The sequence below is a fragment of the Streptomyces sp. NBC_00237 genome (assembly GCF_026342435.1).
In the GTDB taxonomy this organism is placed as follows: Bacteria; Actinomycetota; Actinomycetes; order Streptomycetales; family Streptomycetaceae; genus Streptomyces.
This window is the reverse complement of the sequence record NZ_JAPEMT010000003.1, coordinates 128,952-149,179: the sequence shown is the minus strand read 5'-3', so window position 1 is coordinate 149,179 and position 20,228 is coordinate 128,952. Positions and strand designations below refer to the sequence as shown.

Annotated in this window: 16 protein-coding genes and 1 pseudogene; 12 read left to right on the top strand and 5 right to left on the bottom strand. The window is 68.5% G+C overall.

All coding sequences use genetic code 11. The features are described from left to right. Positions 1 to 29: 29 nt before the first annotated feature. The gene (locus OG897_RS27545; protein WP_266660774.1) at positions 30 to 1,262 is read right to left on the bottom strand and encodes an SGNH/GDSL hydrolase family protein; all 1,233 of its coding nucleotides are present in this window, start codon (positions 1,260 to 1,262) and stop codon (positions 30 to 32) included. Between the two features lie 191 nt (positions 1,263 to 1,453). On the opposite strand from OG897_RS27545, the gene OG897_RS27540 reads away from it, so the two are divergent. The 5 genes from OG897_RS27540 to OG897_RS27520 all read left to right on the top strand — a co-directional run bounded on the left by OG897_RS27540 (position 1,454) and on the right by OG897_RS27520 (position 9,753). Further along, positions 1,454 to 2,902: a glyceraldehyde-3-phosphate dehydrogenase gene (locus OG897_RS27540; protein ID WP_266660772.1), complete on the top strand. Its 1,449-nt coding sequence runs from the start codon at positions 1,454 to 1,456 to the stop codon at positions 2,900 to 2,902. Between the two features lie 167 nt (positions 2,903 to 3,069). Continuing rightward, positions 3,070 to 3,822, top strand: a complete 753-nt coding sequence (locus OG897_RS27535; RefSeq protein WP_266660770.1) for a TnsA-like heteromeric transposase endonuclease subunit — start codon at positions 3,070 to 3,072, stop codon at positions 3,820 to 3,822. Next, positions 3,819 to 6,008, top strand: a complete 2,190-nt coding sequence (locus tag OG897_RS27530) for an integrase (RefSeq protein WP_266660768.1) — start codon at positions 3,819 to 3,821, stop codon at positions 6,006 to 6,008. Before OG897_RS27535 ends, OG897_RS27530 begins: the two co-directional genes overlap by 4 nt. Then, positions 6,005 to 7,141 (top strand): ATP-binding protein, encoded by a 1,137-nt coding sequence (locus OG897_RS27525; RefSeq protein ID WP_266660766.1) that lies wholly within the window; start codon positions 6,005 to 6,007, stop codon positions 7,139 to 7,141. Before OG897_RS27530 ends, OG897_RS27525 begins: the two co-directional genes overlap by 4 nt. Then, positions 7,138 to 9,753 carry a TniQ family protein gene (locus OG897_RS27520; RefSeq protein ID WP_266660764.1) on the top strand — a complete coding sequence of 872 codons (2,616 nt, stop codon included), beginning with the start codon at positions 7,138 to 7,140 and terminating at the stop codon, positions 9,751 to 9,753. Before OG897_RS27525 ends, OG897_RS27520 begins: the two co-directional genes overlap by 4 nt. Before the next feature lie 268 nt (positions 9,754 to 10,021). Here the strand turns inward: OG897_RS27520 and OG897_RS27515 are convergent, their stop codons facing one another. Further along, positions 10,022 to 11,272 (bottom strand): MFS transporter, encoded by a 1,251-nt coding sequence (locus OG897_RS27515; protein WP_266660762.1) that lies wholly within the window; start codon positions 11,270 to 11,272, stop codon positions 10,022 to 10,024. Positions 11,273 to 11,401: 129 nt separating this feature from the next. On the opposite strand from OG897_RS27515, the gene OG897_RS27510 reads away from it, so the two are divergent. Both OG897_RS27510 and OG897_RS27505 read left to right on the top strand, forming a co-directional pair. After that, positions 11,402 to 11,848, top strand: a complete 447-nt coding sequence (locus tag OG897_RS27510) for a helix-turn-helix domain-containing protein (RefSeq protein ID WP_266660760.1) — start codon at positions 11,402 to 11,404, stop codon at positions 11,846 to 11,848. 117 nt (positions 11,849 to 11,965) lie between these two features. Then, positions 11,966 to 13,150, top strand: a complete 1,185-nt coding sequence (locus tag OG897_RS27505) for a D-alanyl-D-alanine carboxypeptidase family protein (RefSeq protein ID WP_266660758.1) — start codon at positions 11,966 to 11,968, stop codon at positions 13,148 to 13,150. 86 nt (positions 13,151 to 13,236) lie between these two features. Here the strand turns inward: OG897_RS27505 and OG897_RS27500 are convergent, their stop codons facing one another. Together OG897_RS27500 and OG897_RS27495 are read right to left on the bottom strand one after the other, a co-directional pair. After that, positions 13,237 to 14,340: a HAMP domain-containing sensor histidine kinase gene (locus tag OG897_RS27500; RefSeq protein ID WP_323188108.1), complete on the bottom strand. Its 1,104-nt coding sequence runs from the start codon at positions 14,338 to 14,340 to the stop codon at positions 13,237 to 13,239. Between the two features lie 10 nt (positions 14,341 to 14,350). Then, positions 14,351 to 15,046 (bottom strand): response regulator transcription factor, encoded by a 696-nt coding sequence (locus OG897_RS27495; RefSeq protein WP_266660754.1) that lies wholly within the window; start codon positions 15,044 to 15,046, stop codon positions 14,351 to 14,353. An 86-nt stretch (positions 15,047 to 15,132) separates the two neighbouring features. On the opposite strand from OG897_RS27495, the gene OG897_RS27490 reads away from it, so the two are divergent. From OG897_RS27490 to OG897_RS27480, 3 genes and pseudogenes are all read left to right on the top strand, one after another. Further along, entirely contained in the window at positions 15,133 to 15,807 is a 675-nt protein-coding gene (locus OG897_RS27490; RefSeq protein WP_266660752.1) for a D-alanyl-D-alanine carboxypeptidase family protein, read from the top strand. A gap of 95 nt (positions 15,808 to 15,902) precedes the next feature. Continuing rightward, positions 15,903 to 16,913: an endonuclease/exonuclease/phosphatase family protein gene (locus tag OG897_RS27485; protein ID WP_266662451.1), complete on the top strand. Its 1,011-nt coding sequence runs from the start codon at positions 15,903 to 15,905 to the stop codon at positions 16,911 to 16,913. Between the two features lie 162 nt (positions 16,914 to 17,075). Next, a pseudogene (locus tag OG897_RS27480) lies at positions 17,076 to 17,720 on the top strand (matrixin family metalloprotease); the annotation flags it as partial. A 59-nt stretch (positions 17,721 to 17,779) separates the two neighbouring features. On the opposite strand, the gene OG897_RS27475 reads toward OG897_RS27480, so the two are convergent. Beyond that, entirely contained in the window at positions 17,780 to 18,535 is a 756-nt protein-coding gene (locus OG897_RS27475) for a hypothetical protein (protein ID WP_266660750.1), read from the bottom strand. A gap of 327 nt (positions 18,536 to 18,862) precedes the next feature. On the opposite strand from OG897_RS27475, the gene OG897_RS27470 reads away from it, so the two are divergent. Together OG897_RS27470 and OG897_RS27465 are read left to right on the top strand one after the other, a co-directional pair. Continuing rightward, positions 18,863 to 19,633: a hypothetical protein gene (locus OG897_RS27470; protein ID WP_266660748.1), complete on the top strand. Its 771-nt coding sequence runs from the start codon at positions 18,863 to 18,865 to the stop codon at positions 19,631 to 19,633. Between the two features lie 203 nt (positions 19,634 to 19,836). Continuing rightward, positions 19,837 to 20,166 carry a hypothetical protein gene (locus OG897_RS27465; protein WP_266660746.1) on the top strand — a complete coding sequence of 110 codons (330 nt, stop codon included), beginning with the start codon at positions 19,837 to 19,839 and terminating at the stop codon, positions 20,164 to 20,166. Positions 20,167 to 20,228 lie beyond the last annotated feature (62 nt).

Here is a 20,228-nt window from a genome sequence, read left to right as displayed (position 1 = left end):
ACCGGCGTCGGTCGGTACCGGGGCGGTGTTCAGAGTGCCGCCAGCGGGCCGCCCGGGACGAAGGCGTGTTCCGCGAAGCGTTCGGCCATGCGGCGGTGGGTGGCGGCGTCCGGGTGGATCTGGTCGGGGAGGGGCAGTTCGGCGTGGTCCTTCTCCCCGTAGAGGCCGCGGCCGTCGAGGTGGTGGAGGTGCGGGTCGGTGGCCGCGCGCTGCTCGACGATGCGGGCGAGTTCGGCCCGTACGACGTTGAGCGTCAGCTTGCCCGCCGCGACCTCGGCCGGGTCGCCCGCGGCCTTGAACTGGAGGCGGCCCTCGCCCATCGTCGCGAAGTCCGGGGCACTGGGGCCCGGGGTGTCCTCGTGGATCGGGCACAGGACGGGGGAGACGACCAGGAGGGGCGTGGTGGGGTGGCCCTCGCGGATCGTGTCGAGGAAGCCGTGCACGGCCGGGCCCAGCGCGCGCAGGCGCATCGCGTCGGTGTTGACGAGGTTGATGCCGAGCTTCACGCTGATCAGGTCGGCGGGGGTGTCGCGCATCGCACGTGCGGTGAACGGGTCGAGCAGGGCGCTGCCGCTGAAGCCGAGGTTGATCAGCTCGACACCGCCGTGGGAGGCGGCCAGGGCGGGCCACGTGGTCGACGGGCTCTCGGCGTCGGAGCCGTGGCTGATCGAACTGCCGTGGTGCAGCCACACTCGGCGGCCCCGGGGCACGGGTGCGGGCTCGACGGGGGCGTCCGTGCGCAGGGCGACGAGTTGGGTGATCTCGTTGTACGGCAGCCAGATCTCGACGTCCTTCTCCGTGCCGGCGAGGCCGTCGAAGCGGACGGTGCCGACGGGGCCCGGGATCGTCTCGGCGGTGCCCGTCGTCATGTCGACCAGCAGGGTGTTGCCGCCGGTGGTGCTCGCACGTCCGGCGAGGCGGCCGTCGACCAGCAGGTCGTAGATGCCGTCGGGGCGTTCCGGGGCGCCCTTGTACGCGTTCTTGGTGCGCAGGGTGTCCAGCTCGACGACGGTGGCGCGGGTGCGCAGGGCGAGCCGCACGCCGGTGGGCTGGGCCTCCGCCATGGTGAGCTGGGCGTCGGGGATCTGCGCGCGGGCCGCCGCCGGGAGCCGGTGCGGCAGCAGGCCGTGCGCGGTGCGCTCCAGGTCGAGGGCACCGCGCACAAGAGCGGCGGTGAGAGGGGTGTCGATCAGCCCCGGGTCCTGGGTGGGGGCGTCGGAGCCGTGGCCGGAACGGTGATCGGGGTCGTGCGGAGTACTCATGCCCCCACCCTGCCAAAAGGGGTGGGCGGTTCGCACATCCGTTCCCGTGCCGCGTCTCAGTGGTCCTCTCTCGCTGTCGTGGCGGCCACCCCGTTTTCCTCCTGCCCGCCCCTCACCAGGCACCTCGTGCGTGATCCAAAAACCGGAGGGTTAGCATATGAGCACCGCCTAGCTCGAAAGAGAAGAAGCCTGTGACTGCTGTCAACGACGACTCGTTCACCCACTGGAAGCACCGCGAGGAGATCGCGGAGTCGATGATCCCCGTGATCGGGAAGCTGCACCGGGAGCGTGACGTCACGGTCCTGATCCACAGCCGCTCCCTGGTGAACAAGTCGGTGGTGAGCATTCTCAAGACCCACCGGTTCGCCCGCCAGATAGCAGGCGAGGAGCTCTCGATCACCGAGACCCTGCCCTTCCTCCAGGCGCTGACCACCCTCGACCTGGGCCCCTCGCAGATCGACATCGGCCTGCTCGCCGAGGCGCACCGCGCCGACGACCGAGGTCTGTCGGTCGAGGAGTTCACCGCCGAGGCCGTCGCCGGTGCGACCGGTGCGAACAAGATCGAGCGCTGCGAGTCCCGCGACGTCGTGCTGTACGGCTTCGGCCGCATCGGACGCCTGCTGGCCCGCCTCCTCATCGAGAAGGCCGGTTCGGGCAACGGTCTGCGGCTGCGCGCCATCGTCGTCCGCAAGGGCAAGGGCCAGGACATCGTGAAGCGCGCCTCGCTGCTGCGCCGCGACTCGATCCACGGCCAGTTCCAGGGCACGATCACCGTCGACGAGGACAACGACACGATCATCGCCAACGGCAACGTGATCAAAGTGATCTACTCCGACGACCCGACCCTGGTCGACTACACGGAGTACGGCATCAAGGACGCCATCCTCATCGACAACACCGGCCGCTGGCGCGACCGCGAGGGCCTGTCGAACCACCTGCGTCCGGGCATCTCCAAGGTCGTCCTGACCGCCCCCGGCAAGGGCGACGTCCCGAACATCGTGCACGGCGTCAACCACGACACCATCAAGCCGGACGACCAGATCATCTCCTGCGCGTCCTGCACCACCAACGCGATCGTGCCGCCGCTGAAGGCCATGGCCGACGAGTACGGCGTGCTGCGCGGTCACGTCGAGACCGTCCACTCCTTCACCAACGACCAGAACCTGCTGGACAACTACCACGGCTCCGACCGCCGCGGCCGGTCCGCGCCGCTCAACATGGTCATCACGGAGACGGGCGCGGCGTCCGCCGTCGCGAAGGCGCTCCCGGACCTGAAGGCCCGGATCACCGGCTCCTCGATCCGCGTTCCGGTCCCGAACGTCTCGATCGCGATCCTCAACCTGCGCCTCGCCCGCGAGACCACCCGCGAGGAGGTCCTCGACCACCTGCGCGACGTGTCCCTGAACTCGCCGCTGAAGCGCCAGATCGACTTCATCAGCGCGCCGGACGCGGTCTCCAGCGACTTCGTCGGCTCGCGCCACTCGTCGATCATCGACGCGGGCGCGCTGAAGGTCGAGGGCGACGACGCGATCCTCTACCTCTGGTACGACAACGAGTTCGGCTACTCCTGCCAGGTCATCCGGGTCGTCCAGCACGTCTCGGGCGTCGAGTACCCGACCTTCCCGGCGCCGGTCGCCTGACGCACCTTCTAGGATCCGCGACTTCGTTGACAGTGAAGGCGCTTCATTGACACCGGATTGGCAAATCCGCGGTTCCATTGACAACGGCTACGTTCAGTAGCGGTCCTCTCTGGGCCTTTTTCGATCGCCGCGAATCTGCAACCCCCGCTCTCCGTACTGTCTCAAGCATGGCAGTGCGGAGAGCGGGCGGTGCCCGTCGTACGCGAAAAGTTCCTTCGGTCTCGATCCGGTACGACGATGGACTGGTACGCGAAGTCCCGGTCCGACAGCTCAGATTGACCGATTTTGCCGAGTCCAAGCCGTGGCGGGCTGTTCGCTCGGTCCACGGAATGGCCCACTACTCGGGCAAGTACTCATCGGCGACGACGGGTGGGCACGTGCTCTATGAGAGCCGCCTGGAGCTGGCCCGGTTGCTGCTTGCGGACTTCGATCCGGAAGTCCGAGGGATCTATGCACAGCCGTGTCGGCTGGCGGCCCGGGTCGGTGACCGGACTCGCCACCATGTTCCGGACTTTCTGCTGGTCATGCGTTCGGGGACCGTGCGAGTGGTGAACGTCAAGCCGGCGAGCCGCTTGAAGGATCCGAAGATCGTGGAGGCCCTGGCATGGCCTGGCGAGCTGTTCCGACAACACGGCTGGGACTACGAAATCTGGTCCGGGGCGGTTCGGGTGCTGCTGGAGAACGTGCGCTTCCTGGCTGCCTATCGGCGTCCCGGTGTGGTGCCCGAAACCGAGACAGAGCAGGCATGGCAACGGCTGGTCGACGGCGAGGAACTCGCCTTGGCTGAGCGCCAGTTAGCCCAAGGGAGGCCCACCGAGGAGGTGAGGCCCGCAGTCATGGCTCTGTTGTGGTCTGGGCGGTTGACGACAGATCTGTCGCGTCCGTTGTCGGGCGAGTCGGTGCTGCGGAGGTGCCCATGAGCACGTGGACGACGCCCTTGAGGCCAGGGTTACCGATCAGCTTCGACGGTGAACAGTTCACGGTCGCCGAGGTTGAGGGCCGCCGGATTCTCCTCCAGCCGGCATCTTCAGGCGTCGGTGTCCCGAAGTGGCGGCAGGTCGACATCTCTGTGCTGTTGACGCATCCCACCACTGAGATTCTTACTCCGGCCCCGCAGGGCGAACTTGCTGACGCGGCTGCCCTGAGTGGTCTCAGCGACAAAGATGACGGCGAGCTGACCCTGCAGTTCCGACATGTCCAGGAGGTTCGCACCGGCTATCAACTCGGCAGCGAGGAACTGGCTCTGCCGGGCGAACCACGACCCGACTACGCGCCCGGAACCCCGAAGATGCATCGGTACGCGGCCAAGGCGGCAGAACTGGGAGTTTCCGAAACCACGATCCGCAACTGGGTGCGTCAGGTGAATAGCTCCGGCCCGGCCGGCCTGGTTCGCGACCGCCTCCAAAAGAGCGTGCTTGACAAGGTCGATCCTCGGTGGCTGGAGAAGACCCGGTCAGTTTTGAAGGGTCATGAGAAGTCCTCCCGGCCGGTGAGGAGCCTGATCCTGATCGAGGTCGAGGAGCGTTTGGTCAAGGAGTACGGGGAAGGCACAGTCCCGCTTCCGGCTCGCACGACGGGCTACGAGGCACTGCGGGTGCTTACCAAAGGCACGAACGCTTTCGAAGGCAGCACGAAGGGGAAGAGGTCGATCGCGGACGGCCCGAAGGGGACTTACGGTCGGCTGCGGGCTACACGACCGGGCGAGTATGTGGTGTTGGACACCAATTGCCTGGATGTCTTCGCGATGGAGCCGGTGACCTGCCGGTGGGTGCGGTGTGAACTCACGGTCGCCATGGATCTCTATAGCCGGTGCATCACCGGGCTCCGACTCACCCCGGTGTCGACGAAGTCGACGGACGTGGCGGGGGTGTTGTTCGAGACGGTTCGTCCGCGGGAAGTTTCGGATGGCGGGGGTGAGCCGCTTCCGTACTGCGGGGTTCCCTCCACCGTGGTGGTCGATGCTGACAAGCTGGTCGACCGGGACGGGCAGCCATTGCTGCCCACTGTCGCGGCCGAGACAATCATCTATGACCACGGCAAGGTATATCTGTCGAACCACATCGAGAGCGTCTGCGCGAAGCTGGACATCTCGCTGCAGCCGGCGCGGCCAAAGACACCGACCGACAAGCCGATCGAGCGCTGGTTCCGGACTCTCAACCAGGGAGTGCTGGCTGCGTTGCCCGGCTACAAGGGCTCGGACGTGCATAGCCGTGGTGAGCAGGTCGAGGACGAGGCGTTCTTCTTCATCGATGAACTCGAAGCGATTATCCGTGAGTGGATCACTCTGGTGTATCACCGGCGCCACCACCGCGGCCTGCGGATTCCGGAGGTCCCTGGGCTTCAGCTCAGTCCGCTGGACATGTTCGAGCACGGAGTCACTCGGGCGGGCCCGTTGAGAATCCCGGCCCGCCCCAATCTGGCCCTGGAGTTCCTGGAGGAAGAACGTGTCCCGATCCACCACTACGGTGTCGAGATCGAAGGGATGCGTTACAACGGGGACGGGCTGAATGGCCACCGCAATCGGCCCAGTCCGTTTCGTGGGGTGAATGCGGGCAAGTGGCCGATCGCAGTGGACCGCGGAGATATGCGGAAGGTGTACTTCCAAGACCCCGAGACGCAGAAGTGGCACACGCTCGACTGGGAACATGCAGCCGCACTGGACGGCCCGTTCAGCCGGGAAGCGCTGGTCTACGCTCGCCAGCTTGCCAAAAAGACGCACCGTTTCCCGGACACCAAACGCGCGCTGGTCGAACTTCTCGAACGGTGGGGCGTCGGACTGGCCACAGACCGCACCGAGCGACGGATGGCCCTGCGCCTGTCCCAGGAACGGCTACGGCTGGTGGGCGAGGACGACGAACCGCGGGACGCCAAGGACGAGGTCGTCTCGCTGCCGTCGGTGCAACGTATTGCCGCCCTGAGTTCGTCCGCCCGTATTACAGCAGGAGACGAGCCCGGCGACCTTGACCTGAACACCGTCGAAGCGGAGAACGAGGATCTCGGCGGGGACGACGACGAGGACGAGGAGTGCGACGCCGCTTTCCCCGGCGACGAGTCCGCTCCCATGGATGAGGACGACTATTACGCTGACGTCTGGGACAGCCGTTGAACGCGCGGAACGGCGCCGAGCCGTTCGAGGGCGATGACCGCCAATACAGCCCCACTCGACTGCCGGGCTGGCTGCAGGAGGTCAACGGGCCGGACCGGGCCCAGCCAGAGCAGTACACCAGGGCCCAACTGGCCGACCTCTCGCCGCGAGCGCTCTTGAGGCACAACGACAACCGGGCGGTCTGGCACGCCAACATCGGGCCAATCGAAACTCCGCAACTCCTCCAACTGCACGACGAATTAGACGAGATCATTGAGGCGAACCGGCAGGACGGGGACAAGACGAAACCAGCTGCATTGCTGGACGCCTACCCCGGACTCGGAAAGAGCACTGCGGTCCGCGCATACGGCCGGAAGCTGTTCCGCAATCAGATCACCTTGCGAGGAGAGACCACCCCCAGTGGACACCGCAGGGTCCCGGTCATCTACATCGCGCTGAGCGGGAACACCCAAATCCGCGGCCTGAACGCCGCGATCTGTCGCTTCTACGAACTGCCGGCCACCGGAGACGCCGACACCCTGGCCGAGCGCGCAGTGGACGCTGTGCTGTCCCTGAGGACCGTCGCTTTCATCATCGACGATATCCATTTCCTTGCCGGTGCGAATACCAACTCGGTGCGAATGTCTAACCAGTTGAAGCACCTGGCGAACGTCTTCCCCGTTACCCTGATCTATGTTGGCGTCGGGGTCCGGCAACGAGGGATCCTTCACGAAGGCTCTTCCGGGAAGAAGAACGAACTCGCCCAGTTCGGACGCCGCACTACATCCCTCACGCTTCTCCCTTTCCAGATCGACGACGAGGAGGGACGCCGACAGTGGCGAACCCTACTCAAGACGATCGAGAAGCAACTCGTCCTGGCCGATAAATACCCCGGCATGCTCGCCCGGGACCTGTCCGACTACCTCTATGCCCGATCCACCGGACACTTCGCCTCCCTGATGTCATTGATCAACCGAGGCTGTCTGCGGGCGATCCGCACCGGGCACGAACGCCTCGACAAAGATCTGATGGACCACGTGAAGAACGACGCCGCCGCAGAGGAGGCCCGCCAGGAACTCGAAGCCGCCATCGAGGCCGGCCTGCTCACCAGCCACCCCAGCGAGCCGCCCGACCACCGCAGGCAGACGGCATGACGCAGTGGACGGACGGGCGGATTCCACTCTGGGTACCTCCTGTTGAGGGCGAGGCCCTCGACAGTTGGATCGAGGCATACGCTCGTCGGCTGCGGACAGAATTTCCTCAGTTCGTACGTTTCCTCGGCCTGCCCGGCGCCCGCGGCAACCTCATGGTCCGCTGCCTGACAGAGCATGAACGGCAAGTGCTATCGAAGCGCACGGGGCTCAGCCCAGACAGTCTCACGGCGATGACACTCGAGCCCTGGGACGGTCTGGCTGTCACTCTCGACCGCCCGACGCGCCGTCTCAACCGGCCACCGCACTGGCGGCACACCGGCAACACGACCCGCTACTGTCCCCGCTGCCTCGATGAAACCGCAGGACGCTGGCAGATCACCTGGCGGCTGCCGTGGTCGTTCGCCTGCACCCGCCACGGCGTGCTGTTGCTCGACCGCTGTCCCGAATGCAGGCAAGTACCCCTGGTCCACGGGCGACGGCGATTGCGGGAAGTTCCGGCGGCAAGCTGCCTCTACGGCACGGGGTCCGCCCGTGCTGTTCGCTGCGGCTTCTACCTTCCGCACGCTCCTACCCCCACCCTTCCCCGAGGCTCCTCGATTCTTGCCACCCAGGAGGAAGTCAACTCTGATGTCCTCCAAAGCAGCGAACACTACGAAACAGCCCTGCAGCGCGGCCTGGAATTGTCTGCGCTTGCCCGCTCAGCCCTACGAGGAATCAGGAGCACACTGAATTCGGCTCCTGCCGTTGTCCGCGAAGTGCTCGCGGAGTGCGGAGGCGACTTGCCTGAATTTCCTAGCCTCCAGGGCGGGGGCGATGCTCATAATGCCGCTGTCGGCACCGCAATTGCCAACATTGCAGTGCATCGTGAACGCGATGACAGCGATGCTGTCTTCGCCTGGTTGATGACGAGTAGTCGTTCCCACCGGCAGCGCACAAAACATCCGACAGCCTGGCTTGCGGACTGGGCGCCAGTCGGCCCAAAGGTGACCTCGCGCGCTCTGGTTGCAGTGGCCCATGAACTCAGTTGGACGGCCCGTCTGCGTTACGGCACCACCACAGACTCCCCGGCTTGGCCGACCCTTACCGAAGAAGATGTGCAGCGTCGGGCCTCCAAACTGCCTGCGATGCTCTGGCCCGCTTGGACCATGCGTATACTGCCCCGACTGCCTGCCCCACTCTTTCGGCTTTCGGGACTGCGCCGGGCATGCGCCACACTGCTCTTGACGCCCGGAACAATGTGGACCTACCCGCAAGCAGCTCAGCTGCTGGGAAACCCGCGTACGTTCAGCAACAAGGACGCGCTCAACACAGCACTTGAGAAACAGCGATCCGATGAGCTTGCCTCGCTCATCGTCTTGTTGGCCCGCGCATTGGATGCTAACCCGGTTCCTATTGACTATCACCGCCGACGGGCCATCTTCTCCGAGAATACGATCACTTTCGACCTGAATAGATTCCAAGAATACTCGCGACGACGCGGTCTGAGAATCGGACCAGTGCAGATTGAGAGACTGCGGTGGCACCTCCTCAAACTGCTTCTCGGCGCCGATCCTGGGACATCGTCCCGAACCCCAACCTGGAATGCGAACCTCGCACATCAAATCACCATCGAGCTCAAAGATTTCGTCCTCCAGCAGGCAACCGAAAACCTCAGATCCCACGGCATCGATGAACCTGTGCTCTGGCAGCCACCATCCTCCTGGCTCAGCGAGGTTGAATTCCCGGGCGCAGATCCCGATCGCATTAACAACGTCGAGCTCGCCGAGATGATGACGCTGGGACGCACCCTCACAGAGATCGCTGCCATCCTGGGTATCGGCGAGGACCATGTCCTGCTGCATCTTGAGGCAACCGGAATTAGTGCCGCCCTCCCGTCTGTGTCACGCTCACCTGCCCCAGGCCGCAACATTCCGCGCCAAGGACCGCTCTCACCTCCGAAACTGAGGCAGCTCTATCAAGAGCAGAGGATCTCCCCCTGCCAGATTGCGCAGCTTGCAGGATGCAGTCACACGACCGTCCGGAGAGCCCTCAACGAGGCCAAGATCACCTCCCGTTCCACCTCCGGCATTCCTCCCATCGTCCCCGCCTTGGTGACTCGCGAGTGGCTGGTGAAGGAGTACGCATCGAAGGGGCGCAGTTGCGGCGATATTGCGCGAGAACTCGGCGTTCACAAGGACTGCGTTTCGAAGCAACTAGGACGTTGGGGGATCCCTCGCTGGCCCAAGGGACTCTGCTCGAACCCTTTTGCCCCGCTGAACGTCGTGCTCTCGCCTGAAATGCAGCGTGTCAGCAGGACAAGAAACTGCCTCTCGCGGTTGCGCAACCTCCTTCAGATGCCAGGACACTCCAGCCTGACGACTGCGGCAGCGGCACTCGGAGTCCCTATGCCCACCCTGCGCCACCAACTGCGCACCGTAGAACGGACTCTGGAGTTCACTGTGATCGCGCGAACCAGCCCTCTATCCGTCTCACCGGCAGGAGTCACTTTCCTCGATGAGGCACGACATCTCATCAGCCTTCTGGAGAGCGGATCAGCACTGTCTGGCCGGACTCCAGCGAGTGCCCCTGCTACTTACAGTGACCGCCAGACCGGCGAGATGGACCAGAACTGAGCGCCCCGGGCCGACGCAACCGTTGCGCATCTGGCCCGGATTTCAGCGTTCCCACAGGAACCAGTGTCAATGATCATGGGAAACCTACACACCTGAGGGGTGGGACGTTCCCGTGCGGGAACGTCCCACCCCTCACGCCCCTGTACGGCAGGCCAGGCCATCGGCCGGAAGCCTGCCCGTGGTCAGGCAGACCGTGACGCTCTTGTCCGCACCCGGCACGCCCGAGCCCGGCGCCCGCTCCGTACGCCCGGCCTCGTATGCCTGCCCGCTACTCGACGTGCCGGGTGAACGCCCACACCCCGAGCCCGAGGCAGCTGAACGCCGCGCCCAGCAGACAGACGGCTCCCCAGCCCGCCACCGCGTAGAGGGACGTCGCGGCGAGGGCGCCGGTGGCACTGCCGATCGAGTAGAAGACCATGTAACCGCCGATCAGACGGCTGCCCGCGTCCGGTCGCAGCGCGTGGATCAGGGCCTGGTTGGTGACGTGGACCGCCTGGACGGCGAGGTCGAGGAGTATCACCCCGAGGGCGAGGGCCCAGAGCGAACTGCGGGCCAGAGCCAGAGGCAGCCACGAGACGGCGAGCAGCGCCAGGGCGATGCCGGTGGTCCGCGTGGAGAGTCCCCGGTCGTTCAGGCGGCCCGCGGCGGTCGCGGCCAGGGCGCCGACCACGCCGATCAGCCCGAGTGCCCCGATCGCGCTGTGGGAGAAGTGGTACGGGGCTTCGCTGAGCGGCAGCGCCACGCTGCTCCACAGCGTGCTGAAGGCGGCGAAGATCAGCAGGCCGAACAGGGCCCGGAGACGGAGCAGGCGCTCGGTGGCGAACAGCGTGAGGGTGGAGCGGAGGAGCTGCCCGTAACGGAGGTTCGTCGATGTCGCGTTACGCGGATTCACGCGTGCCGCTTTGCTGCTGCGCGGCAGCACGCGGTACAGGACCAGGGCCAGCAGCGCGGTGAGCGCCGCCGAGACCACGTAGACGGAGCGCCAGCCCGCGAGATCCGCCAGGAGGCCGGACACGGTGCGGGCGAGCAGGATTCCGACGACCACGCCACTGGTGACCTGGCCGACGACCCGTCCGCGCCGGGCGGGGGCGGCCAGTGACGCCGCGAAGGCCACGAGGGTCTGCGTGACGACGGCGAGGAGCCCCGTCGCCGCCAGGCCCACGAGGAAGACGGCCGCCGTGCGGGCGACGGCCACCAACGCCAAGGCCCCCACCAGGAGCAGGAGTTGGGCCACGACGAGCCGTCTGCGGTCGGCGATGTCACCCAGCGGTACGAGGAAGAAGAGCCCGAGCCCGTAGCCGACGTGCGTGAGCGTGACCACGCCGCCGACGAACGCGGGGCTCAGGGCGAGGTCGCGCCCCATGGTCACGAGGAGCGGCTGGGACAGGTAGACATTGGCCACGGCCGCCCCGCAGGCGACGGCGAACAGGGCGACGACCCCCCGGGACAGGACGAACCCCGCTCCCTCCGGGCCTTGTTCGCCGGTCTGTCGTATCGCGCCCCGCCGGTCGCCAAGCATCAGCACTCCCCACCCATCTGGTTTCAACTTGCTACCACCATCGACGATGAGGACAGTAACCTCCTCTGGTAGCATGTTGCAACCACTTCGAGACCGAGAGACCGATCGAGAGACCGAGGGACGGACGCCATGGTCACCAGGACGCGCTTCGACGACAGCGAATGCCCCGTCGCCCGGTCGGTGGACGCCATCGGGGACTGGTGGTCCCTGCTGATCGTGCGGGACGCCTTCGACGGCAGCCGCCGCTTCGGGGAGTTCCAGCGCGGTCTTGGCGTCGCGAAGAACATCCTCACCGCCCGACTGCGTACCCTCGTCGCGGGCGGCGTCCTGGAATCCGTACCCGCGTCGGACGGCAGCGCCTATCGCGAATACGTACTGACCCCGAAGGGCGAAGCGCTGTTCCCGGTCGTCGTGGCGCTGCGTCAGTGGGGCGAGCAGAACTCCTTCGCCCCCGGCGAGCCGCACTCCCAACTGGTCGACCGCGAGCGGGGAAAGCCCCTGCGCCCACTGGAAGTACTGTCCTCGGACGGACGGCGGCTGAACCCCGAAGACACCACGGTCCACAAGGTCCGGTAGGAAACGCCGGGACGGAATCCCGCCGCCGCGCGTTCCCTCCTCGGTCGTGGGAAAGTCCACTTCCCCACGGGAGCCCGACGGGGTCTCGGGGGCGGGCGGCTGCGATACGTTCGGACGATGCGCTCCTCCCTCTCTCCGCAGTTCAGGCGCGGGTTCGTCACTCTGACCGCAGGCGCGGTCACCGCCCTCGCCGTGGCCTCTCCGGCGGCGGCGAAGGACGACAAGCCGCCGACCCCGCCCGCTCAGATGTCAGCGGTCGGCGGGGAGCGACTCGCCAAGCCAGGGCCGCAGGCCGGAACGGGGGCGCCCGCGCTGCCGAAGGGACTTTCGGCCCTGTCCTGGATCGTCTCGGACGCCGACAGCGGCGACGTCCTCGCCGCGTCGAACGCGCACTGGCCGCTGCCTCCCGCGAGCACCCTGAAGATGCTCTTCGCGGCCACCGTGCTGCCCACCGTCCCGCACGGCCTCAGCCACAAGGTCACCGACGAGGAACTCACCGGGATGGGCGCGGGAAGCAGCGCGGTCGGCATAGTTCCCGGGCAGCAGTACACGACGGACGACCTGTGGCGGGGCGTGTTCCTGCGCTCGGGCAACGACGCCGTGCACGTGCTCTCCTCGATGAACGGCGGCGTCGACAAGACCGTCGCGGACATGCAGAAGCGGGCCGACGCACTGGGCGCGAAGGACACGCACGTACGCAGCCCCGACGGTTACGACGCGGAGGGCCAGGTCTCGTCGGCGTACGATCTGACGCTGTTCCTGCGCGAGGGCCTGAAGAACGCGGACTTCAAGGAGTACTGCTCGACGGCCGAGGCGAAGTTCCCCGGCGGCCCGTCGACGAAGGGCAAGCCGTTCGCGATCTCGAACACCAACCGGATGCTGTCGGGCATCGGTGGCGTCGAGAAGTACCCCGGCCTGATCGGCGGCAAGAACGGCTACACCTCGCACGCGGGCAACACCCTCGCCGAGGCGGCGACGCGCGACGGCCGCACGCTGCTGGTGACGGTGATGAACCCTCAGGAGAAGAAGCACGACGAGGTGTACGCCGAGATGCGCGATCTCCTCGACTGGGGGTTCAAGGCGGCGGGGCACACCACCCCCGTCGGCAGCCTCAACCAGCGGCCCCCGGCCGGGGGCGGCACGTCGCCGAGGACCACGACGGCGGCCGGAACCGGACCGACGGCGTCCGGGGACGGGGGTTCGTCGGGCGCGCTGGCCTGGACGGGCGTCGCACTGGCGGTCGTCGCTGCGGGCGGCGGCATCGCGTTCGCCCTGAAGAAGCAGCGGGCGAACGAGAGTTGATCCGCAGACCTCTTACCCGCGGACCTCTCACCCGCGGGCCCCTCACCTGCGGGCGCCACACCCGCAGGCCCCTCGCCCGTCGCCGCTCACCCCTCGGCGGGCGGGTGGGCGGCCGGTAGCTCCACGGTGACGAGGATGCCTCCCGTGGGGCGCGGGGCGAGGGTGAGCGTTCCGTCGTGGGCGTGGGTGATGGTCTTGGCGATCGCCAGACCGAGCCCGACGCCCCCGTGTCTGCCGCCCCGTTGGCGCTCGGTGCCGCGCTGGAACGGTTCGGTGAGTGTCGGGATCAGCTCGGGATCGAGCACCTCGCCCGTGTTCTCGACGGTGAGCACCACGCTCCGGGAGCGGACGGCCGTGGTGACCCACACGGTGCCCTGCGCGGTCAGGTTGTGCACGATCGCGTTCTGCACCAGGTTCGTGGTCAGTTGCAGGAGCAACGCGTGCGAGCCGAACGCGCGGGAGATGTCGCCGCCGGTCTCCAGGGTGACGCCGTGTGCCTCCGCGAGCAGGAGGAGCGTTTCGGCGGCTTCTTCCGCCAGGAGTGACAGGTCGACGGGTTCGCGGGTGAAGGAGCGCTGCTCGGCCCGGCTGAGCAGGAGCAGCGCCTCGGTGAGGTCGATCGCCCGGGTGTTGACGGTGTGGAGCCGGTCGATGATCTCGCCGGTGTCGTGGTCCGGATCGGCACGGGCCACCTCCAGGAGCGCCTTCGAGACCGCCAGCGGGGTGCGCAGCTCGTGCGAGGCGTTGGCCGCGAACCTCCGCTGCGCGGCGACGTGCGCTTCGAGCCGTTCCAGCATGCCGTCGAAGGCGTCGGCGAGTTCCCGGAACTCGTCCTTGCGGCCCTCCAGCCGGATGCGGTGGGCGAGTTCCCCGCTCGCGGCCGTACGGGTGGCGTGGGTGATGCGGGTCAGGGGGGCGAGCATGCGCCCGGCGAGGAGCCAGCCGCCCACCAGCCCGAACACCAGCAGGAACGCCATGACGGCGGTCGCCCTCGGCGCGAAGACCTCCAGCAGGACGGACCGGATGGGGAAGACACCGCCGTTGAGCCTGTCACCGTCATCGGGCTCGTAGAGCATCGCGCGGTCGGGGACGTACCTCAGGAGGAACACCCACACCGCCGCCATCAGCAGGACGCCCGCCAGCATGAGGAATCCGGCATAGCTGAGGGTGAGCTTGACCCGGACGCTCATACCGGGCCGCCTATCCACGGTCTCCCCCCTCACGTCCGCCGCCCGGTGCCGCCTCGATGCGGTAGCCGACGCCCGGCACGGTGGCGATGATCCACGGCTCGCCGAGCCGTTTGCGCAGGGCCGAAACCGTGATGCGTACGGCATTGGTGAACGGGTCGGCGTTCTCGTCCCACGCCCGTTCCAGGAGCTCTTCGGCGCTGACCACTCCGCCCTCGGCCGAGACCAGGACTTCGAGTACGGCGAACTGCTTCCGGGTGAGGGCGACATAGCGGTCGTCGCGGTAGACCTCCCTGCGGAACGGGTCCAGACGCAGGCCCGCGAGCAGCCGCACGGGGGGTCTGCTGTGGCCGCGCCTGCGGTCGAGTGCCCTGAGCCTGAGCACGAGTTCCTGGAGCGCGAAGGGCTTCGTGAGGTAGTCGTCGGCGCCGAGTTCGAACCCGGACGCCTTGTCGTCGAGGCGGTCGGCGGCGGTGAGCATCAGGATGGGCATCCCGCTGCCGGAGGCGACGATGCGGGTGGCGATCTCGTCGCCGGAGGGGCCGGGGACGTCCCGGTCGAGCACGGCGATGTCGTACGCGTTGACGCTCAGCAGTTCCAGAGCGGTGTCGCCGTCGCCCGCGAGGTCGGCGGCGATCGCCTCCAGGCGCAGGGCGTCGCGGATGGCTTCCGCCAGATAGGGCTCGTCCTCGACGATCAGCACTCGCATGCTCCGAGGCTACGAGCCGACGCCTATCGTCGGCGTATCGAAAACCGGATACGCGTCCGCAACACCGTGCCGCCTTGGCTGGTTGCATGACACGAACTCCACCATCGGCCCCGCCCTCGGCCACCCCGTCAGCGATACGGGCGACCCGGACGCCGCCCCGCCGTCGCGTTCCCCGGCTCCTCGTCGTCGTCCTGCTGGTCGGCCTGGCGGTGCTCGCCGCGCTCCTTGCCCGCCGGGCCGCCAAGTCCGCGCTCTCGTCGGCCGCACCGAACCCGCCCGACCTCCACAGCGAGGGCCCCGGACCGGTCGGCGGGGCCGACGGCGTCGTTCCCGGTGGTACGACGGTCTTCGACGGAGCGGTCCCGGCCGTAGCCAATCTCGACGCGGACCTGCTCGACGCGCTCCGCCGGGCGGCGAGGGCCGCCTCGGGCGACGGGGTCGTGTTCCAGGTGAACAGCGGCTGGCGGTCCCCGAGGTACCAGAACCAACTGCTCCGCGAGGCGGTCTCGACGTACGGGACCGCCGCCGAGGCCGCCCGCTGGGTGGCCACCGCGAAGACCTCCCCCCACGTGTCGGGGGAGGCCGTCGACCTGGGGCGCTCCGCCGCGACGGCATGGCTGTCCGAACACGGCGCCGCCTACGGGCTGTGCCGCATCTACCAGAACGAGCCCTGGCACTACGAACTGCGCACCGAGGCGATCGACCACGGTTGCCCGCGCAGGTACGCCGACCCCACAGAAGACCCGAGGATGCGGCAGTGAGCACGACCGAACGAACTCGGACGACGACGCGGGCGGACGCGGCGGACAGTGCGGGACCCGGTGCGGGACCCCGTGCCGGACCCCGGCGCACGGACCTGCCCCGGGCCCTCCGCACCGTCCTCCGCCCCGGCCCCTGGAAGCGCGGCCGGGTGCTCGCGGCGCTGGCGCTGCTGCTGGGCCTGTTCCTGCTGCTGCACGCACGGATCCCGAACCGGGCCGGGAACCTCGGCAGCCTCGTCGAGACCTTTCTCCCCTGGTTCGGCCTGTTCGTGCCGGTGCTGCTGCTCGCGGCGCTCCTGCGCCGTTCCGCCGTCGCGGTGGCCGCGCTGCTCCTGCCGGTGACGGTGTGGCTGAGCCTCTTCGGCGGGCTGCTCGGCGACAGGTCGGGGCCGGTGTCTCCCTCGGCCGGTGACCTCACCGTGGCGAGCCACAACGTGGGCGCGGCGAACCCCGACCCGGTCGGCACCGCCCGCGCCCTGGCCGCATCCGGCGCGGACGTACTGGCGCTGGAGGAACTCGCCGAGCAGGTCAGGGGCACGTACGAGAAGGAGCTGGCGAAGGCGTACCGGTACCGCGCGGTCCTGGGCACGGTCGGGCTGTGGAGCAGGCTGCCGCTGTCGGACGTCCGGCCGGTCGACATCAGGACGGACGTCGGTCCGCTGGGCGACGCCAAGTCCGCCGCCGACAAGCTGCCCGACAACCGGGCGCTGCGCGCCACGGTGGCCACCGGTCGCGGGCCCCTCGCCGTGTACGTGGCCCATCTGGGTTCCGTACGGGTCAATCCCCGGGCGGGTTTCCGGACGGAGACGCGGGACCGGAACGCGGCCGCGCTCGCCGAGGCCGTCGCCGCCGAGCGGGTCGGGCGGGTGCTGGTGCTCGGCGACCTGAACGGCACCACGGACGACCGCGCGCTCGCCGGTCTCACCTCGCGGCTGCGCTCGGCGCAGAAGGCGGCCGGGGACGGCTTCGGCTTCACCTGGCCCGCGTCGTTCCCGGTGGCGCGGATCGACCAGATCCTGGTGCGCGGGGTGGAGCCGAGGAGCGCGCGGGTGCTGCCCGCCACCGGAAGCGACCACTTGCCGGTGGCCGCCGCGATCGGCTGGTAGTCGGGTCCATCTGGTCAGCCATCGGAGCGACACGGTCGGCCAGCCGCTTTGACTTCCGCCGGGAACGGGAAGGGCCGCAGCTCAGCCTCTTGCTGCTCAACCCCTTGCTGGTTCAACCCCCTGCCGGTTCAGCCCCTTGCCGCGTACCCCGACGGAGGTCCGATGCGCCGCGCTCCCCGCCCGCGCCCGATCCTGCTCCCCGCCGCCGTTTCCACGGCCGTTTCCACCGCCCTCCTCGCCGCCACCCTCCTCGTCGCCGCCCCGCCCGCCGCCGCGTACAACGTCGTGGGTCCCGGCTGGCAGGGACCCGACATCACGTGGCGCATCGTGGAGTACAGCGGCAAGGACTCGCTCCGGGGCAAACAGCACCAGGTGGAGCGGGTCATCGGGAGTGCGATGCGGGAGTGGGAGAAGGCCAGCCGGAACATCCGCTTCCGGAAGGTCGACGGCGGGCCCGCGGACATCGAGATCCGCTTCGCCACCCGCCACACCGACCACCTCGCCTCGCGTTCCGGCGCCTCCTCCGGCTCCCCCTTCGACGGGCCCGGAGGCATCGCGGCGTTCGCGTTCTTCCCGCCGCGCGGCGACCTGTACTTCGACGACGAGGAGGAGTGGGACGTCGGGGTGCCCGAGCGGCGCCGGGCCCTGCGCCCCGCCCCCGGAAGCCGGGGCCTCGACCTCTTCCAGTCCGCGCTGCACGAGGTCGGCCACAGCCTCGGCTTCGGGCACAGCGACGATCCCCAATCCGTCATGCAGCCCGCCGTGACGGGCCGCCACGTCCTCGGTCAGGACGACGTCCGCGCGGTGCGGGACCTGTACGACCACCGGCCCGACGCGGGGGCGGCACGCAGAGGACTGCCGGTCGACTACTCCGCAGGCTCCGCCGATGGCACCGGCTCGGCCAGCAGCCCCGCCCTCCGGAGCACGCCGACCACCGACGGCGTCTCCTGTTCCGGCCGCCCGATCCCGCTGAGGAACGTGCCCACGGCCTCTTCCGTGAGGGCCCCTGACACGGCGTCGCTCACCAGTTTCGCGCAGACGGCCGGGTCGATCTCGGCGTCCGGATCGGTGAACTCGTCGTCCAGCCAGGATGCGAGGTCCTGAACCACCTCGCCCGTCGTGAACAGGCGGCTCATCCCGCAGTCGAGCCCGTCGTCCTGGAGGCTCCCGGGGTAGGGGGCACGGCCCCAGGCCCCGTTCTCGTACCAGTACACGCAGCCGATCTCGTACGAGGCGATCAGGTCGCGCAGCAGCTCGAACGGCAGCCAGGCGGGCGCCCCGGCCAGCACGTCGATCGCGGGCTCGTGCCACTTGACGCCGCTCGACTCGTCCTCCCCGTAGAGGACGTACCGCCCGTCGCCCACCGCGCGCAGGGCCCACCAGGTCGACCCGGCGTCGTCGTACCGCAGGCTGTCCGCGCGTCCCGGGGACATCCAGAACCCGGTGCGGTGCACCTCGGACTCCTCCTCCCGCTCCCGGGTGGTAAGCAGCCCCGCCAGCACCCCCCAGCGGGCCCAGAGGACGGGGGCGGGCGGGAGGTCTTCCGGGCGGCCTGGGCGGTGCGCGGAGGGCACGGCGGTGGTCACTTCGGCGGCGCCCTCGGTGGTCTCTTCGATGCTCATGCGGTTTCCCCGTGAGGTGGTGGGATCGGTGTGGCGACGGGCCCGGGACCGATACGGGCGACGGGCCCGGGACCGATGTGGGCGATGGGCCCGGGATCGATGTGGGCGATGGGCCCGGGATCGATGTGGGCGATGGTACGACCACGCCTGACCACGCTTCACCGGCCCTCCATCTCCTGCACCCGAAGCCCCCGTTCGCAGAGCTTCGTGGGTTTCCTCCAGCGAACCCGGGTACTCGGGGTGCGCACCGCACTCCCCCGCACTACCCGGACACCAAGGGGAGTTGCAGGTCCCATTCACACTCGTTCACGCTTGGAGGAGTTTGCTGTGAAGGCGAAGTTAGTGGTGTCGGCGGTGGCGTGCGCGGCTCTGATCGTCGGAGTATCCGGGTGCGCGGACGCCGACGCCCCGGGCTCGGCGGGTTCGGACAAGAAGACCTTCGACGGGCAGTCCCCCGACCAGATCGCCGATGCGTCGGTCACGGCGACGAAGAAGGCGGATTCGGTACGCATCCGGACCGAGGCCACCGCGAACGGGCGGTCGGCGGCCTCCGACTACGTGGTCGACACCCAGGGCAACTGCCAGGGCACCAACACCCAGCAGGACGCCAAGGCGGAGCTGCGGCGCGTCGACTCGGTCACGTACCTCAAGGGCAACCAGCAGTACTGGGAGGCCCTCCTCAAGCAGCAGGGCTCCGGTGCGAAGGGCAAGAAGGCGGCGGCCACCTTCCAGGACAAGTGGGTGAAGCTGCCCCCGGCCGAGGCGAAGGCCACCCAGGCCGGTTGCGACAAGGACGCGGTGATCGCCCTGCTCGACCGGGACAAGTCCGAGCGCAAGGGCATGACCCGCGCCAAGGACACCGAGCTCGACGGCAAGGACTCCGCCGTGCTCCAGAAGAAGACCGCGCAGGGCGAGACGATCACGATGTACGTGGCGGCGGAAGGGGAGCCGTACGTCCTGAAGGTCGAGCAGAAGGGCGGTAAGGCGCCGATGACGACGACCTTCTCCGACTACGGCAAGCCGGTGGACGCGAAGGCTCCGCCCGCCGGTGAGGTCGTGGACCCCCAGAAGCAGCAGGGCGGGACGGCGGCTTCGTAGCCAGCGACGGCGTCAGACACTTCGGGTCCGGGGCGGGCACGCCCCGGACCCTGTCCCGTACGCCGCACAGCCTGCCCGGTCGACGACGACCGACGGAAGCGTTCAGCCCTGCCGCCCTGGCGGACGCGTTCAGGGCGACACCGACCGCGCCGGGCGTCAAGGCAACGACGACCGCACCGTCCGGGAGCCGACCGCGTGCGCCGGTGACCAGCGCGCGGGCCTCATCCGCGCCACCGTCCACGGCGACGACGAACCTGCCGTACACCTCCCGGAGTGCCGGGGTGGGCGAACGGCTCACGGCCGCAGGGGCTGAGCCCGTCGTGGCGCGGGTGGAGGTGCGGGGCGTGGCTTCCGGCGTCGTGACCTTCCACACCGAGTGCGGAACCGTGCACCACGCACCCCTGCCGGAGGGCGGTGCGGGTGTCGTGGAGTGGCGTACGAGTGCGGAGGAGGCCGGGTTCGTACGGGTGGAGGTGCGGCATCCGGACGGGCGGATGGCGGCGCTCACCAACCCGGTGGTGCTGAGCGCATGAGGTACGCGGACTCCCGGGGCCGAACTCCTCGGCGGGGCAGGCGCGTTGATTCCGAACCGGCC